The organism is Polyangiaceae bacterium (assembly GCA_015075635.1).
In the GTDB taxonomy this organism is placed as follows: Bacteria; Myxococcota_A; Polyangia; order Polyangiales; family Polyangiaceae; genus JADJKB01.
On record JABTUA010000002.1, the window covers coordinates 2,408,724 to 2,424,259 of the forward strand.

Here is a 15,536-nt window from a genome sequence, read left to right on the forward strand (position 1 = left end):
CGGCGCTCATCGCGCACGCGCCCGCTCCGCCCGGCGCAGCATGATGTCCAGTACACGAAACATCGGGTTTTCGGGCTCCGCCGCGCGGGCGAGCGCGAGCTCCCGCCGGGCTGCATCGAGGTCGCCAAGCTCCAGGTACGCACGCGCACGGCTCGCTCGGGCCGTTGGCCGCAAGCCGTGTCCGAACGGAAGCGCCAGCGCTAGCCGCCCGAGCAGCGGGAGCGCGCGCCTATACTCGCGCGCGAGAAACGCGCCCAGCGCCTCATCGTGGAGGGCGAGCAACGCGACCGGGACCGCGGGGCGGGTTGCGAAGGTGATCGGCAGGACTGATGGCTGTTTCATCGTCACCTCGGTTGGCTCACACCCTCGCGCCACGCTCTGGATGCCCTCACGACATCCGCTTGCCAAGGGGCCTCCGGCCAGCCGACGCGTCCGCGAGCCCTGTTCAGGCGATCGAGGTACTCGATGACCGAGCCAGGCTCATTCCCCAAGCACACGAGCACCGCTCCAAGCACCGTCCCGGTACGACCGGTCCCACCCGCGCAGTGGACGACCACCCCCGCGCCCGCCGTGAGCCGATCGAGCACGCGATCCACCTGCCGCCGAACGAGCTCGAGTTCGGCCGTTGGATCGCGAGGCGGTCCTCCATGGAAGAGGTCCTCCAGCTCGACGGCTCCGATGAGCTCGAGCGGCGACGGGTCGTACTCGGGGTTCTCGCCCGCCAGGCAAAGCACGCCGCGCGCTCCTGCGGTGGCGAGCGCCTGCCAGGCTTCGCGCGCTCGACTCGCGGGGTGGGGCATGCCGAACAGCGGCGCCGGGGCGAGCGCCACGCAGTAGAGATCGCGAGGCATATCGAAGCCGGCGACTCTCGGCATCTCGCCGACCGCGAGCGTCACCGGCGCGCCGCCGTTTCCGACCGATTGGTCTCTTCGACCGCTTCGGCGGCGCTCGCGCGCTGGGCTCCGTCGCGCAGCGCGTTCGTGGTTCGGTGTCCGCTCGCGGGCGACGGCACTGGCGTGCTGCTCAACGCCGGAGCGCCCCTAGACGCCGCCGGATCCGCGAAGACCCGGCACATGCGGGCGGTCTCACCCTCGCAGCTCAGTCCCACGAACAACATGATCATCGTCGTCGTCTCCATTCGCTTCCTCCTTGGCTCACTTCCCCAACACTTCGACCTCGAACTTCTTGGCGTAGCGTTCGTCTATCTTCACGCGCTTGGCGTCCGTCCCGGCGTGCGACTCGAAGATGCCGTAGTGCATGCTCAGCGCGTGGAAGAGCTCGTGCACCCAGACCTTCTGCCAGAGCAGGCCCGGCTTCCCGTTCACCTGCACCTGATTGAGGATGAAGATGAAGCGGTGGTTCAGGCTCGTGTAGCCCCAGACCTCGACCTGCGCGGACCGCCTCGAGAAGCGGTAGGTCATGTCGTTCAAGCAGCGGTAGCAGTCCTCGTCCGGGATCACGGAGACGCTCCAGCTGAAGGGCTGGGAGTGGACCCGCGCGAGCCCGTGGCGGTCGATGAACCCCTCGAACGCGCCGAGCGCGCGGTTGCAGAGCTTGTCGATCACGCGGATGGCCGCGGGCGTGGCTTCGGTCCCCGGGTCTCCTTCGCGCCACTCCCGCACCACGACGCCGTCGCACTTGTCGCTGAGCGTGATCGGCTCCGAGAGCATCTCCTCGGCGAGTGGCGTCATCGTGAACGACTTCGCGCCCATCTCCGCCCGAGCGGCGCCGGTGATCAGCGTCGCCGCGAGAGCCACCGCGAACATTACGTGCGTCATCTTCGGTTGAGCCATGGGTCCTCCCGCAGTGTGACCACTCCATTGACGAGCCCAACCCGACCTCGGACACGGAATGTCCGCCTGCACGGATGTGACCCCTCCGCCTCCTCGACCTCAGGCATGTGCCCTCGCGAGCTGAGCGACACGCTGGTCGCCGCCGAGCGCCCACTCGATGAACAGCACCGCCGAGGCTTCGAAGGCCCGGGCCGCGCGCTCCGTCAGGAGCTGATCCGCCTCTGCCAGGAGCTGCAGAGCCGTGCGGCGCACCTCGTCCTCGATCGCTGCCGGCCCAAGCGCGAGCTCCGCGGCCCGGATCCACGCGAGGTTCTCCAGATCCCGGAGCGCCGCTTCATCTTCGAGCAAGCCCGCGACCTCCGCTGCTGCGGCGCATAGCGACACGTCCTCCACGAAGGGGCGGACGCGCAGGTAGATGGGCGCCCGGACCAGATGGACGAGCGCGTGGGTCGCGCGCAAGTGGCCGAGCGCCCAGCGCCGAAGCGCCAGCGTGCGGCGCGCCCGGGCCAGGAGAGGCATCGCGACCGGTCGCGGCTCCTGGCCAGCGCATATCCGCGTCCAGCGCGCAACCGCGGCCTGCAGCGGCCCGCGCGCGACGACCAGCGCAGTGCGTGCTTCGGAGCCGGACTCCGGATCCAGCCCGAATCGCACCCATTGACGCACCACGGCCAGGCCCGTCTTCGCGGCCGGCTCGCGATGCGCGCCGGTCGGCTGCCGGGTGCCGATGCAGCGCAGGAGCTCGTACGCGGCGATCACGAGGCGCTGGTGGTCACGGCTGTCTCGCTTGACGGTGAGGTCAATCGGCGCCGCGCAGGCCCAGGGTTGGGCGCGGCCGTCGAGGCGCGCGACGAGCAAGCGGCGAAGCCGGTCGTCGCTGTGGGTCTTGATCTTCGTCAATCTCACCTCCGGCGGATGGGGCTCCGACAGCGGTGGACACGTGAAGTGCGCTGGGCAATGGGTTCAACGTGCGGGGTGCGACAGGATATGTCCGAGGCGGACCGACGGCTGCACGCAAGCGGTGCAGGGCCTAGCAGTGGGCGGTTGCGCTCTGCGGGCATAGCGGTGCCAATTCCGTGAGCGGGCTCCGCCTGAAGGCCTTGCAGTCGGGAACAGGACGCTCCGCAGGGCAGTCTAGCCTCGACCCGCTTGAGGTACGCTGGCGAGCGGTACACGCCTGGCGCCCGAGGTACATTCCGGCGACCTGTCCATGCCACGGAGCACCCCGGGGAACAGAGGCCCTCCGCGTGACGCCCACCGTGCTGGTCTGCAGATCGCAGCTCCTCTTGCCACCTACGCGGCTCCGCCGCCCTCTACGGCAGCAGCTTCTGCCCCCTCCCTCAGCGCTCGCCCGAGGCCGCATCCAAGCAAGGCGATCTTGCAGGGGCCCGCCACGGATCATCGTCACACGCCGCCTCACTTCAGTCTACTATCGAGCGTCTCATGCAGGACCTTCTGAGCCGATTCGCCGAAGCCCCGACGTCAGCGGCACGACTTGCTGCCCTGGACGAACTGGTCAAGGCAAAGGCGCTCCAGAATGCTGCCAAGCGACCGGAGTTCGTGCTTGGGCTTGACCAACTGGAGGCGTCGGCTTTGCACGGTGACGGGCAGGACCGCCTCGCTGCCGTCGCCGCCCTGCTGAAGATCGGCAAGATTATCGCCTCAAGAAAGGCGAAGCAGTTTCCGCCACTCGTCAGCAACGATGTCGCGGCGCGTATCAGGCGAGCGACGGTCGACCCTCTCCCTCACCTCCTGAGCGGGCTCACAGCCGACGATCGAGAGTATCTGCTAACCGCCCTGGCGTTCTCGGACTCATCCTGGGCGGAGCCCTATCTGGCGCGCTCGGCAGTCGAAGAAGAATCCGGCGAGAATGCCCGTGTCGCTGCCCTCCAGTCACTCCTTGCCAGGGCGGAGCGCTTTGATGCTGCGCTCGAACTACTCGCTGATGCCTTCGCCGACTGGGAGCCCGGAACCGAGGACGCCGAACGTTCCAGAACTGTACGGTTGCGTAGAATCCTAGACGGTCTCGCCAGCGCAATCCCAGATTCCCAGGCGCTACCGACGTATCAAGCTGGCAAAGCTCTGAGCGCACTGCTTCGACCCAGGAAGACTGCCGCGGGTGCGTCTGTCATCGACGACAAGATCGCTCGGGAACTGGCGGACGCGGTCTTCGCCGTGGTCCACGCGATGATTGCTCGCGATTTCTCGATCGCGCTCGAAGCCGCCACCTACGAGGCGATTCTACGCCTGCGCCGATCGTTTCCCGAGTACGCTTGGACACGCCTTGTCCCTTCCATTCGCGCTGCGCCGCAGGTGAGAAGCGATCTCGTGACAGCGCTGACCATCTTGGCGAAACAGGGCACCGCTGATGACGCCTTGTTTGACTGTCTCGCTGCAACGACTGGCTCAGTCGAGTCGGCTCGGCGCGAGTGCATCACGATCGCCGATCGACATCCTGCCGTTGCAGCTGCGGTGCAGGCGTGGCTGAGAGACACCCCTGCCGCGTCGCCTTCCAGCGAAGGACGGGCTGCACTCTTTGTGCAACAGCGCAATGATGACGAGACGCTCGCGCGCGTCTTACTGGATGCTTCGCTGGTCTCAGAGGCCGAGCAGGCGATTCGCGAGCGCGTCCTCGCGGAACTGCAGATCCTATCGCCGACATTGGTCCGCCCCATGGAAAGCTACCGAGCTTCAGTCTCGCGCTTGGTGGACGAGGTCGAACGCCTCGGCCGCCGACGACAACTCCGGCTAGTCGGTCAGAGAAACGGCGTGGAAGAGTACTCCCCCGCGCGGCACATGCTGGGAGACGAAGCCAAGGTTGCCCGCATGGTGCGCGTCGTTGAGCCGGGGGTCGAGCGCATCCGCGATGATGGCGTTGCCGTCGTCGTCGTCAGAGCAATCGTCGAACCCTTTTCCACCGGTGCACTTCGAGAACCTTAGTCGCAAACGCATTCAGCGCACGGAGGACCATGGAAAAGGCAGATGCTCGCGCCGTACTGGCAAACCTGGTCGAGCGAATCGAGCGCCATGCAGAGTCTGGCAAGCTTCGCCTTGACGGAGTGATCACTTCTCGAGAGTTCGAGGCGCTGCAGGATGCGCTCGCGGAGCTCGGACGAGCCCCGCATCAAGCCACTCCGCTCCCGCTGTCGCCATCGGGCGCCGACGGGACTTCACCGTCCGCGCACGCGCCGCCAGCAACGTCCGCTTCACTGCAGTCAGCGCCGGCTCCGCGTTGGACGCTGAAGTTCGACCCCAACCGGCAGAAGGCCCCGGTCGACGACGATGTAATCCTCTGCCTCGACTTCGGCACTGCGCGTTCCAAAGCGTTCGCGCGTCGTCGCTCGCAGCCCGGAATCTATGACCTTGAACTTGCGCTTGGGGAGGCATCCGGCGACGAAGGGTTTTCGGTGGCCTCGACCGTGTGGATCGAGAGCTCAGGCGACGTCTTTGTCGGCCACGAAGCTCTCGCCCGGAGCATCCAGCAGCGTCATGAAGGGCGGCAACGCCTCGACTCCTTGAAGGACGAGCTTACCCAGGGGATCTTAGGTGGAATCGCTGGGACACCTGTCGACTCGAGCGTCAACCCCACCACGACGCTCTTACACCAAGGCGATCTAATCTCTTTCTACCTCGGGTACCTGACTGACCTCGCCGAGCGCGAGTTAGAACGACTTGGCATAGCGCCTTACGTCCTTCGTCGTTTTGCGCTGCCGTGCTGGGAGGGGGACCGTCGCAAATGGGGCGAAGATCTTCTCAAGGACCATCTAGCGAGGGCGCAGGTGCTAGCCGACACCTTCCGAGGACAATGGAACCGCGGGGTCAAAGTCTCCGACATCCGACACGCTGTCGATCAGATCGAGGCTCGAAAGAACGAGCTCCCCCGATTGCTGATCGACCGTGGGGTGCTCGAACCCTACGCTGCGGGACCGCAAGATGTAGAACCCGCATTTGACAGTCGCCGCCGGCAGCTGCTCATGGTCGTGGACTGCGGTGCCGGAACGACAGACTACGCACTGTTCGTCATCGTTCAGGATCCTGATGACAAGAACGATGAGTTCGTCAAACTCTGGCTTGTCGAAGGAACGGCAGGGGCACTGCGGCAAGCCGGGAATGTTGTCGACCGAGCTCTTCGCATGAGCATTCTCGAGCGCGAGCAAATTGAAACCAGGTCGGTTGATGGGACTCGGATCAGCCAAGGCATCGAGCGCGAGGAGCGACTGTGGAAGGAGGCTCTGCTCCGAGACGGATTCCTTCGGTATACGCTCCCCAACGACCGAGAGGGCACCATCACGGAGGAAGAGTTCCTGCAGCACCGCGCTATCACTACATTCGGAGAGCAGCTCGCCGCAAAGTTCGCGGAAACACTCGCCAGCGGCACCTCGGCACAGATTCTGCAGAAGGTGGAGAGCGAACTCCTCGTTGTCCTGACCGGCGGCGGTTCGTCTCTGCCGATGGTTAGGCGCCTCGCAGAAGGTGAAATCACGGTGCACGGCGTTCGCCTGCACCGTCGCCGGTTCGAAGCGTCGCCCCGCGGTGCTTCGGCGCGACTCGGTGAAGCCTACCCGGCCCTCGCTGTTGCCGTCGGCGGCGCGGCGCCAGATCTGCCAAGAGAACGTTCGCTTAAGGACATTGTCGGACTTGCCGCGACTAACGTGCAACCGACAACTACGTACAAGAGCTAAGCGAGCGAAGGGTCGGGGCGGGCTTTGCTACACCCCACGGGCACTCGCTCACCGCCGTGGTCGCGCGTCCAGTGAATCCGGCGGGGCAACTGCCCAGCTGGCCTGGCGCACTCGACTCCTCGCGAAGACCCTTTCTGCGTCCGCCCGCGCGGTGCGGCACATCCGGTCGCATGCAACGTCAACGCGCGCGACGGCAGGATTCGCACTGCCAGACTAGGGGAGCGCCTTGACGCAATGGCTCTTCTTGCGCTGAGATCGCGGCGTGGCGAGGAGAGTGCGTGACTGGCGAGTGCAGCCTTCGGCCGTCCTCTCCTCGGAAGTTCGTGCGCTGGTGGAACGGGCGTTCCACTCCGTCGTGCAGTCGGTGGGCAACGAGGAGTTGTTCTTCGTCGGTCAGCACGCTGAACGCAAGCTCAATGCGCTCCAGAACTCCGCGACTTCTTGGGTGGCGGACCTGGCAAGGAAGACCCGCGCGCTGTATCGAATGTATCAGGACCACGTCAGCGGCGAGCTCGTGCTTACCTCGGACAGCGTCACCGTCCTCGCAGCGGCGCTCTTCTACTTCGTCAATCCCCATGACGTCATACCCGACCACACTCCAGGGGTCGGCTATCTGGACGACGCCTTTGTCGTCAACACATGCATCAATGCGCTGGCGCGTTCTCACCCTCGCGAGCTCGGGAGATACATGAAGAGGGAGACGTCGAATGCTTAACGACGTCTGGCGGAACATCTCCAGTGAGATCGGCATCTTCTGGAAGGGCCGCTTTGATCGTGTGCCACCACACCCAGGCGTCTACGCTTGGTTCTACCCGCTGCGCGTTACCACCCGGGACCTCGGCGACTTCCTGACCGAGGTCAGCCAGATATTCGCATTCGACGCTGCCGCGAGAGGAACGCCCGCAGCCGAGGTGGAAGCCGCGTTCACATGGCGGAGCATTGGACTCCACGTGAGAGTGCTCCACAAAGATGGACCGGTGCCTAAGAACGTCAGCGCCCAGTGGGAGCAAATCGTTTCGAACGATGCTCGGTTCGATCAACTGCGAAGGATGGTGTTGCGCGGGAGCATCCTGATGCCACCGCTGTACGTGGGCAAGACTCACAACCTGCTCACCCGCTGTGGACAGCACCTCGCAGGGTCGAGCGACAACAGTTTTCATGCACGATACGTGGAATACGCGCGGAGCGTCGGGGCTCACGCCCAAAACGTCTCCGATCTCATCTTCGCTTGCATTCGGACCGGCTCTTCCGAAGTCGACGACGACAACGAAGAAATGGAAACCGTAGTGGAAGAGATCCTAAAACGCGCGTCCAGACCCCCATACGGCATCAAGTAAGAAGGAGCTCCGCGCATGAGTCAGCTGCCGCCGATCAAAATGGTCAAGTACAACAAGGTGAAGAACGGCTATTTCGGCCAGCTTGGCGAAGGTGCAAACGCACACATCAAGTTCTTGCAGACCGGAATCACGTCCGACGAACTCGACTCCATCACGCTCATCGAGAATATCCCTGGGAGTGAGCAATGGGACGTGCGCGACCTTTTCCAGCGCGACGTCGACAAGGACAGGGTCACGAACAGCATCCTGCCGTATCTGAAAGACGGAACAAAGGTTAAGTACTTCAACCCTCTTACCCTCATGGTCCTCCCTCTGCAGGACAATGCCCACAGCGTAGAGCGCACGCTGAAGTACATCGAACCGACTGAAGTGACTGAAGACGGCCATCGGTACTCAGTGTACGAGCTCCAAGGGTACTTTCGGTTCGCCGAGCACCTTCAAAATCCGGCGTACTCCAATCTCAGCTGGAGCGACCAAGCCGTGCGACTCGTCGCAATTGACGGCCAGCATCGATTGTCGGCCCTGAAGCGACTCAAGAACGAACCTGAAAGCGCACGAGTCGATCTGCAGAACTGGCGCATTCCCGTCATCATCCTCGGCATTTTCAAAGCTCATCAGGACAAGGACGCAGCCACTTTGCTCGAAATTGTCAGGAAGACTTTCGTCTACATCAACACTGAAGCTAGAGAGGTCAACGAAGCGCGCAAGATCCTGCTGAACGACGAGAGCGTGAACGCGATTTGTGCGCAGGAATTGGTGCGACTTGCACACGAAAATGACTGCCTGCCTGAGGAGAAGCGAAACGCTGCTCGACTGCCCTTGATGTTCTTTGACTGGCGAGGCGAGACACAAAACAACCAGCGCGTCGTCGCACCGGCCGCGATAACCATGATCGAGGAAGTCGAGGGCTGGCTCGAGTACTTCCTGCTAGGGGAAGACGGCTCCGACGCCCAGTCCACCGCCCTGGCCCTGGAGGACATGGTGCCCCCGCTCTCAACTTTTGGCCCCGAGAAGCGGCTTTCTCACCACGATGCCCAGAGAGTGAGAGACCAGGCACAGAAGTCATTTCTGCCGGGCCTCAGCTACCTCCTCGAGAATTTCGCGCCCTACAAGAAGTACGTGGCGGAATGCCGTGCGATGGAACGACAGCAGCGCCAGGACTCCGACTTGGCGCAGCATGCATTCACCAAACTTCGATTTGGCTCGTGCCGCGCTTCGGAAGAACTCCTGGCGTTGGTTCAGGAAAAGTATGACGACCTGATTGGTGAGTTCGACGCACTCAAACAAAAGTTCCTTGACGAGTTGCTTGCTAGGGACATCGGAATGCGCGCAGTAATGTGCGCATATGGCTATGGCAAAGAAGCCCTAGATGAGGCGAAATCTGCGGGATCAACATGGCTAGACTATGCGAAGTGGTACACCGATGCTTTGAACAAGGTCTACGCAGACGGCTGGTTCAAGTCATTCGATAAGCTCGACAAGCAAAAGCAAAAACTGCTGACCCATGTGGCTTATGACGCCAGCGGAAGCATCATCAACTACAAGTTTGACCAGCAGCGCGCCGCGCTGGGGTCAATGATGCAGATTCTGGTTTTCGTTCGGGCCAAAGCGCCGCAGGCTGCGCTGGAAGCTGTCTGGACAGAGTGTGGTGAGCAACTCTCCACGCCACTCAGGTCTGGCTACCGCAAATACTACCGCGGTCAGATGGCGCCGACCTTCACGGGTGGACTGGACGCCTTCAAAGCCGAAGTGAACAAAAAAGCCACCAAAGCGACGGAGGGGCACCTTCGCGACTTAGGAAAGTATCTGGGCCTTGGAGACTCGTAGTCGACTCCAGGCGGTGCTCTCAAGGGTACCGGCCGAGAGGCTATCCCGCGCTATCGGGCCACAGCGAATCCAAGTGTTAGCCGACCTGCTGGAAGGGTCGGATGCCACCAACTTGGAAGAGAGCTCAGCACTCTTGGCGCGATGTGCCGTCGGGCTTTTCGGGATGGACGCTCTGTCGGAAAGGCCGCTCCGCCGGCTATTGCTGGAGACCCTCCCGCCAGAACTTCTCGCAGAACTGGCGGCGGAGTTTACCGGGAATGTACTTCCGAAATACCATGACAACGCGTTGGCGCTCGCTGCGACGCCATGGCGGGCGGGGTCATTGCTAGTCGAACGGGTGTTACTCGCGTTGAACCTCCCCAGAGAGTGCGCGCCGCCGTCTGCAGCGGGCGCAACGACAGTTGAAATCGTTGACCCAATTGACCCAGTTCCAGCGCTTCATGCCTTCCAGCACGATGTCTACCGCCAACTGCTCGCCCACCTGACGAGTCTCTCGCCCTCAGTCCTCGTCCAGCTTCCAACTGGGGCCGGCAAGACGCGAACGGTAATGGAAGCGCTGATTGCGGTTGTGGACCAAAGGAATGTCTTTGGTTCCGGGCGAAGCGTCGCATGGATTGCGCACACGGAGGAACTCTGTGAGCAGGCGATAGAGGCGTTCAAGAACCTCTGGCAAGCAAAAGCAAGCTCAAGCTCGCAGGTGGTGCGGCTCTGGGCGAACCACGTGCCCAGCGTCATGGACGTGCAGGGTGCATTCGTCGTTGCGACATTTCAGAAGCTCGTGGCGGCAAGGGAGAGCACCCTCTTCCGTTTCCTCAAGTCCAACCTTGAGGTGGTAGTGGTGGACGAAGCACACAAGGTCCTCGCCCCGACATTCCGTGAGGTCACCTCAGCTCTGTCTGGTGGACCCGGCTGCTCACTGGTGGGACTCACCGCCACGCCTGGACGCGGACTGGATCGGCAGCGGGAAAACCAGGAGCTTGCCAGCCTTTTCAACCACAACCTTGTAACCCCAGATCTCGGCGCTAATCCGCTGGAAACACTTCGTGGCCTGCGTGTGCTCGCGCAAGTGCACCGCAGAGTAATCGAAACCGGCGTCACCCTGACCCTCAGCGCCGGCGACCAGACTCACGTCGAACGCGCATTTGACCTGCCGAAGAGCATCCTTGAGACGCTCTCGCACAACCCAAGCCGCAACCGGGTGATCGTTGAGAACGTCGCGACAGAGGTCGCGGCTGGAAATCCGTGCGTCGTCTTTGCCTGCACAGTTGAGCATGCAAGACTACTCGCGGCTGCACTTACACTTCGCGGAGTGCCGGCAGAGTACATCGACTCAACCATGCGCAAGGGCGCACGCCGCAGCGTCATTGAGCGATTCCGGCGTGGTGATTTCCAGGTGCTGACAAACTTCGGAATCCTGTCGACGGGTTTCGACGCTCCACGCATACGGACTGTGGTTATCGCGCGGCCCACTGCTTCTGTCGTACTCTACAGTCAAATGGTGGGCCGTGGTCTGCGCGGGCCGCTCATGGGCGGCGGCGACAGGTGCACTCTTGTAGACGTCCGGGACAACTTCGAGAACTTCGGTAGCGTGGACGACGTCTACCGCGTGTTCGATGGCTTCTGGACCGCGCAGCAGACTCACAAATGACAAATCAAACACGCCGCCTCATCCCCATCGTCATCGTCAGTGGCGAACACATTCGCCAACGTCGGCGCTAGCCCTGGATTCACCGCCGCGCTCTTCTTGCGAATCTGGGCGAGCCGCTCGGGCTGCTGCAGGTCGTCAAGGCTCTCGCCAGCCTGCCACGTGTAGCGTTGCCCGGTCTCTGGGTCCGTCTTCTCGTACTGCTTGGCAAGCTCGAAGAGGTCTGGGTGGCGCTCCAGCAGGCCAGCCCATTCCGCCTTCCTCTGGAAGAAGCAGAAGTAGCAGCCCGAACGGCTCCGCCACTTGTAGTACTCGGGCAGGCCAATTCCGGCCTCCTCGAGGATGCGCAACACGTCGGCTTTGGTGATTCCGTCTTCCTTGAAGGGAAATCGAGGCGCGATGTTGGGCTTCGTGGAGATGTAGCCCTCTCGGTCTTCGTCAGCACGAATGCCGACGTAGCTGACGCAGGGATCTTCGCCGACGTACTGCTCGAACGGCCGAATCTTGAGCTGCCGAGTGCACCAGCGCATCCGCGAGGACGGCAGGTAGTTGTTGTAGACTTTCAAGTAGTGGTCGAAGCCTCGATCCGCATTGAGGCGGGCTATCGGCTTGCCGAGATACGCCTCGAGACGATCCATGTACTCGTACGTCTCAGGCAGCTCCTTGTCCGTGTCGCAAAACACGTACTCCATCTCAGGCACGCGATCGCGCATGTAAACGGCAAGCGCGGTGCTGTCCTTGCCGCCTGAGAGCCCGAGAATGTGTCGAGTCATGAGCGCATCTTCTCCGCTTGGGCAGTGGTGTCCTCACCACTGAGTTGTTTCATGCCCTCCGCCGCAACAAACGCAAGGCTGGCCAACACGGCGTCTTGGGGGAGCTCTGCTCGCGCCGCGCTCAGCGTTTCCCTGAGACGGCTACACAGCTTCTCCACCAGCTCCTGGTCTTCGTCTCGCACAGAGACGACACGCTCGCTCTCCAGAGCTCCCGGCTGGGCCACCGCAATTCGAATCAGGCGTGTGCCATCGGGATTGTCTCGTTCTGCGCGCTCGAGCATCAGACTCTCGAGCGAGGAGAACCGTTGATGAACAATCCCGAGGTTGAGCCGCATCTCGTCCAGGTCGATGTCACGCCACGCCGCGGGCGGCTTTCCACCCAGAAGTGTCGCGAGGGAGTTAAGCCACTCGTCGCTCTCGAGCGACTCGTCGAGCACTCGGATCAGGAACCCCTTGAGCCGCGAGTCGACTGCAACCGGCAGCAGCTGGGCGCTTCGAGCCGCCAGCTCGCGTCGCATCCCGTCCGGGGAACGCGAGAGGCCAAACGCGTCCGCAATGCCTTCGCGGATCTCGCGCATCAGCCCGGGGAACGCGCCCTGCAGTTCGCGGAGCGAATCCCGCAACGAGTTCACGAACACTTCCACGTCCGGACCGGGAGCTGCCCGGTGAGGCGCGAAGGCACTCAACCCACAAGCTTCGGGCAACTGCTTGAAGAGTAGCGTCCCGGGTTCCCGCGCCCGAAGCAGAGCCTCACGTACGGCCCTCGCCAGATCCGATACCGACTGCGTATTGCGCGAGTAGTCCGGTAGAGATTGAACCAACCTGACGAGCTCCCTAACGACTGGAACCAACCCCAGCTTCGTCGGAGTCGCTTGCTTCCCGCCGCTCAGCATCTGAAACAATCGTTCGAACAAGGCAATACCGGAGCCAGCCACCTGGAAATGCTGAAGCTCGAACTTGTCAGGGGAGCGCAGGAACCGTTCGACCACCGGCGGGGTGAGCTTGGGCACGAACGCGCCGTCCTCGTACACCGCGACCTCGGCATCTGACTGGAGGACTATCGCTGTCAGCAAGACCGGGAGAACTCCGTCGTGGATGCCGAACGGGGGGCGTCGCAGTAGATCGTACAGCTCAGCAATGCGGATGCGCCGCCCTTGGGCTTCAGCCAATTCGCGGACGAGTCGATCCCAAGCTGGCCGCAGCGAGCTCTTCTTGACCGGCGCAGCAAAAACCCAAGCGCCATCGCGCTTTTGATGGAGCTGGTGCTGCTCGAACACCGAGCGATACATCGACAGTTCCGGAGGGCTGCCCTCGATTCCGAGTTGGGCGTCGGAGCCACGAAGCACCATCGCCTGAATGAGCGTTCGCCGCGCCGCGGCCGCCGCAGAGGAGAGGTGACGGCGATTCAAGAGCTCGTTCTTGATCACCGGACAGTGGCGGTACACGTCATCACAGATGTCCGACAGAAACCCGGACAGCCGTCGGGCAGTCCCAAGACTGCAGAACTCTCCTCGGTACCACCAAACGCAACCATCGCCCTCCGCCAGGCTGCCCAGCTCAGCTCTCAAGACACGTTCCGCGTCAGCCAGCCGCGCCGCGACTTCGCGTCGAGCCACGGCATCCGACTGTAGCTCCGGCGTGTGATTCTGAACCCACTCGAGGGCAGCCAGGTCCATGGCCACTTCGCGGAGACGTTCCACATTCTTCGGAACCGCGACTACGAAAGGACGCTCTGAAGTGCTGCTGGCCAGCAATGGCGCGCCGCTGCTCAGCTGTCGCGTCAGGCTTGCCGCTTCCGAAGCTGACGATGGGATCGCAATCCAGATCACGCCATCTGCAGCGTGCTTCGATTGGCTGAGGTCACTGGAAAGCAGTGCCTCGTCGGCGAACCGCAGATCGAAGTAGCGCAGCGAACCCGTCGTGAACAGGTGACGCTTCGCGACGATTGGGCGCGGCGGCGCAAACCGAGTCAGCCGCTCGACGAGTGAAGCTCGGGGGTCCAGCTTAGCGACAGCGCCAGAGACCAGCGCGTCGACATCGAGGTCACTCCCCTCCCATAGCTGGTATGCGTTCTTGTAGCGCCGGTAGACGATTATCGACGCCTGCTGCAGTCGTTTCAGGCACGCCTGGAGCTCTGTGCGCGCCACGGACGGGCCGGTCGAAAGCGCGATTGCCAGGACATCCTCGGACGCAGGCAAACTTCCGGAATCCGCGAGCGACGTAAGCACACCCAATGCTTTGACGACTCTCGCATCTTCCGACCCCGCGTCCGTGGGAAGCCGGCGCAGGGCCTCTTCGACACGCGCCCAATGCTGCGAATTGCGGCCGTACATCCGCCCTGCGAATGCGCTAGCGACGTAGTCATAGAGCCTATCGAGTGGATACAACTGCGCGGTTCCGCCGCGGAGGTGTTCCTGCAGGCCATGCGGCTCGTTTGCACCCAGGAAAGCGAAGAGCGAGCGCTCGTTCTGTGCCAACCGGCTTCGGAAAAGTGGCCCCACGCACAGCGCGGTCACAGGGTGGAGCGGCGCCGCCTCTTGAAGCAGGGCTCTCAATCGCGATTTGTCGGGGAAGTCGATCGGGTTTGCGATTTCGGCGATGTTCACTGCGAGGCCTTGAACATCGGCGAGCTGCTTCTGGGGCAATGGGTGGTGGTCGAACGCTGCTCCGATGAGCCGAAGAAGCTGCTCTGGTGGCTCGAGGAACGCGAGATCTTCGAAGCGGCCTTGGACCTTGGCCCACTCCTGCCGCTGGGCACTGCTCAGGCGCCCCGCGTACTGCTCAAACGCCTGATGCAGCATCACCACCAGAACGAGCGGGGTGTCCGCACTGCGATTTGCAGCTTCAGCGAGCTCCTGTAGCAGCTGCACGTCGGCGCCGTCAGGCTGGTGCGCCGCAAACTCGAGAGGCTTGCCTGCCTCGTCCAGGATGAGCAGGAGCCCATCACCCGGCTGAGCTGACTCCTTCACCTTCGCCGCAGCGCGTTCGGTAAGTTCGACCACGTCGCGCGCGGTGATTTTGCGGCCAGCAGCGGCTCGCTTTGCGGCTCGCGCTACTTCGCCAACGATTGCGGGGGTCGCGCCGCGACCTCCCCAGTACTTGGCCAACGCGTTCGACAGCGCGCCCAAGAACAGCTCCTCGAGAGTTCGCCGCTCGCCTGTAACGAGTACGGGCAACAGACCCCGTTTCGACGCCAATGGTCCGCCCTTGCCCAGCAGGAGCTGGCCGAGCTCAGCGTCCGCAGACCGCAGCAACGCCCGAGCCCGACCCTGGGAAACGGTCTCCGGCGCAAGCAGGCTAGCCAGGAAAAGCGCGAACGCCGACTTCCCCGTGCCGTACGGCCCGGTGACGCTCCACGCGCGCGTCCCGCTGCCCTTGCTCAAGCTCTGCCCAAGCCGACCGACCAGACTGCGGACGAGCGGAGTGACCTGGTAGCCGTCGAGCGCGTGGGGCTCCTCGGAGTCCCGCTCGAGGTGCACGGA

Annotated in this window: 13 protein-coding genes; 6 read left to right on the forward strand and 7 right to left on the reverse strand. The window is 63.1% G+C overall.

Annotation, left to right across the window (positions count from 1 at the left end):
• Nucleotides 1-6: 6 nt before the first annotated feature.
• From HS104_26935 to HS104_26955, 5 genes are all read right to left on the reverse strand, one after another.
• Nucleotides 7-342 carry a hypothetical protein gene (locus HS104_26935; protein ID MBE7483601.1) on the reverse strand — a complete coding sequence of 112 codons (336 nt, stop codon included), beginning with the start codon at nt 340-342 and terminating at the stop codon, nt 7-9.
• Nucleotides 343-344: 2 nt separating this feature from the next.
• Entirely contained in the window at nt 345-851 is a 507-nt protein-coding gene (locus tag HS104_26940) for a hypothetical protein (GenBank protein ID MBE7483602.1), read from the reverse strand.
• 41 nt (nt 852-892) lie between these two features.
• Complete coding sequence (locus tag HS104_26945; GenBank protein MBE7483603.1) at nt 893-1,138, reverse strand: hypothetical protein; 246 nt, start codon at nt 1,136-1,138, stop codon at nt 893-895.
• A 16-nt stretch (nt 1,139-1,154) separates the two neighbouring features.
• Entirely contained in the window at nt 1,155-1,793 is a 639-nt protein-coding gene (locus HS104_26950; protein ID MBE7483604.1) for a hypothetical protein, read from the reverse strand.
• A gap of 99 nt (nt 1,794-1,892) precedes the next feature.
• A complete protein-coding gene (locus tag HS104_26955) occupies nt 1,893-2,690 on the reverse strand; it encodes a hypothetical protein (protein MBE7483605.1) in 798 nt (265 codons plus the stop codon).
• Nucleotides 2,691-3,233: 543 nt separating this feature from the next.
• Here HS104_26955 and HS104_26960 point away from each other — a divergent pair.
• From HS104_26960 to HS104_26985, 6 genes are all read left to right on the forward strand, one after another.
• Complete coding sequence (locus tag HS104_26960) at nt 3,234-4,730, forward strand: hypothetical protein (protein MBE7483606.1); 1,497 nt, start codon at nt 3,234-3,236, stop codon at nt 4,728-4,730.
• 29 nt (nt 4,731-4,759) lie between these two features.
• Nucleotides 4,760-6,472, forward strand: coding sequence for a hypothetical protein (locus HS104_26965; protein MBE7483607.1), 1,713 nt, complete (start codon nt 4,760-4,762; stop codon nt 6,470-6,472).
• Nucleotides 6,473-6,956: 484 nt separating this feature from the next.
• Complete coding sequence (locus HS104_26970; GenBank protein ID MBE7483608.1) at nt 6,957-7,187, forward strand: DUF1232 domain-containing protein; 231 nt, start codon at nt 6,957-6,959, stop codon at nt 7,185-7,187.
• On the forward strand, nt 7,180-7,809 hold the full coding sequence (locus HS104_26975; GenBank protein MBE7483609.1) for a hypothetical protein: 630 nt from the start codon (nt 7,180-7,182) through the stop codon (nt 7,807-7,809). Before HS104_26970 ends, HS104_26975 begins: the two co-directional genes overlap by 8 nt.
• A gap of 15 nt (nt 7,810-7,824) precedes the next feature.
• Nucleotides 7,825-9,636, forward strand: coding sequence for a hypothetical protein (locus tag HS104_26980; protein ID MBE7483610.1), 1,812 nt, complete (start codon nt 7,825-7,827; stop codon nt 9,634-9,636).
• A gap of 163 nt (nt 9,637-9,799) precedes the next feature.
• On the forward strand, nt 9,800-11,284 hold the full coding sequence (locus HS104_26985; GenBank protein MBE7483611.1) for a DEAD/DEAH box helicase family protein: 1,485 nt from the start codon (nt 9,800-9,802) through the stop codon (nt 11,282-11,284).
• Here HS104_26985 and HS104_26990 read toward each other — a convergent pair.
• Nucleotides 11,275-12,054 (reverse strand): phosphoadenosine phosphosulfate reductase family protein, encoded by a 780-nt coding sequence (locus HS104_26990; GenBank protein ID MBE7483612.1) that lies wholly within the window; start codon nt 12,052-12,054, stop codon nt 11,275-11,277. The two genes, HS104_26985 and HS104_26990, sit on opposite strands and share 10 nt — an antisense overlap.
• Nucleotides 12,051-15,533 (reverse strand): hypothetical protein, encoded by a 3,483-nt coding sequence (locus HS104_26995; protein MBE7483613.1) that lies wholly within the window; start codon nt 15,531-15,533, stop codon nt 12,051-12,053. The genes HS104_26990 and HS104_26995 overlap by 4 nt, the downstream gene beginning before the upstream one ends.
• Between the last annotated feature and the right edge of the window lie 3 nt (nt 15,534-15,536).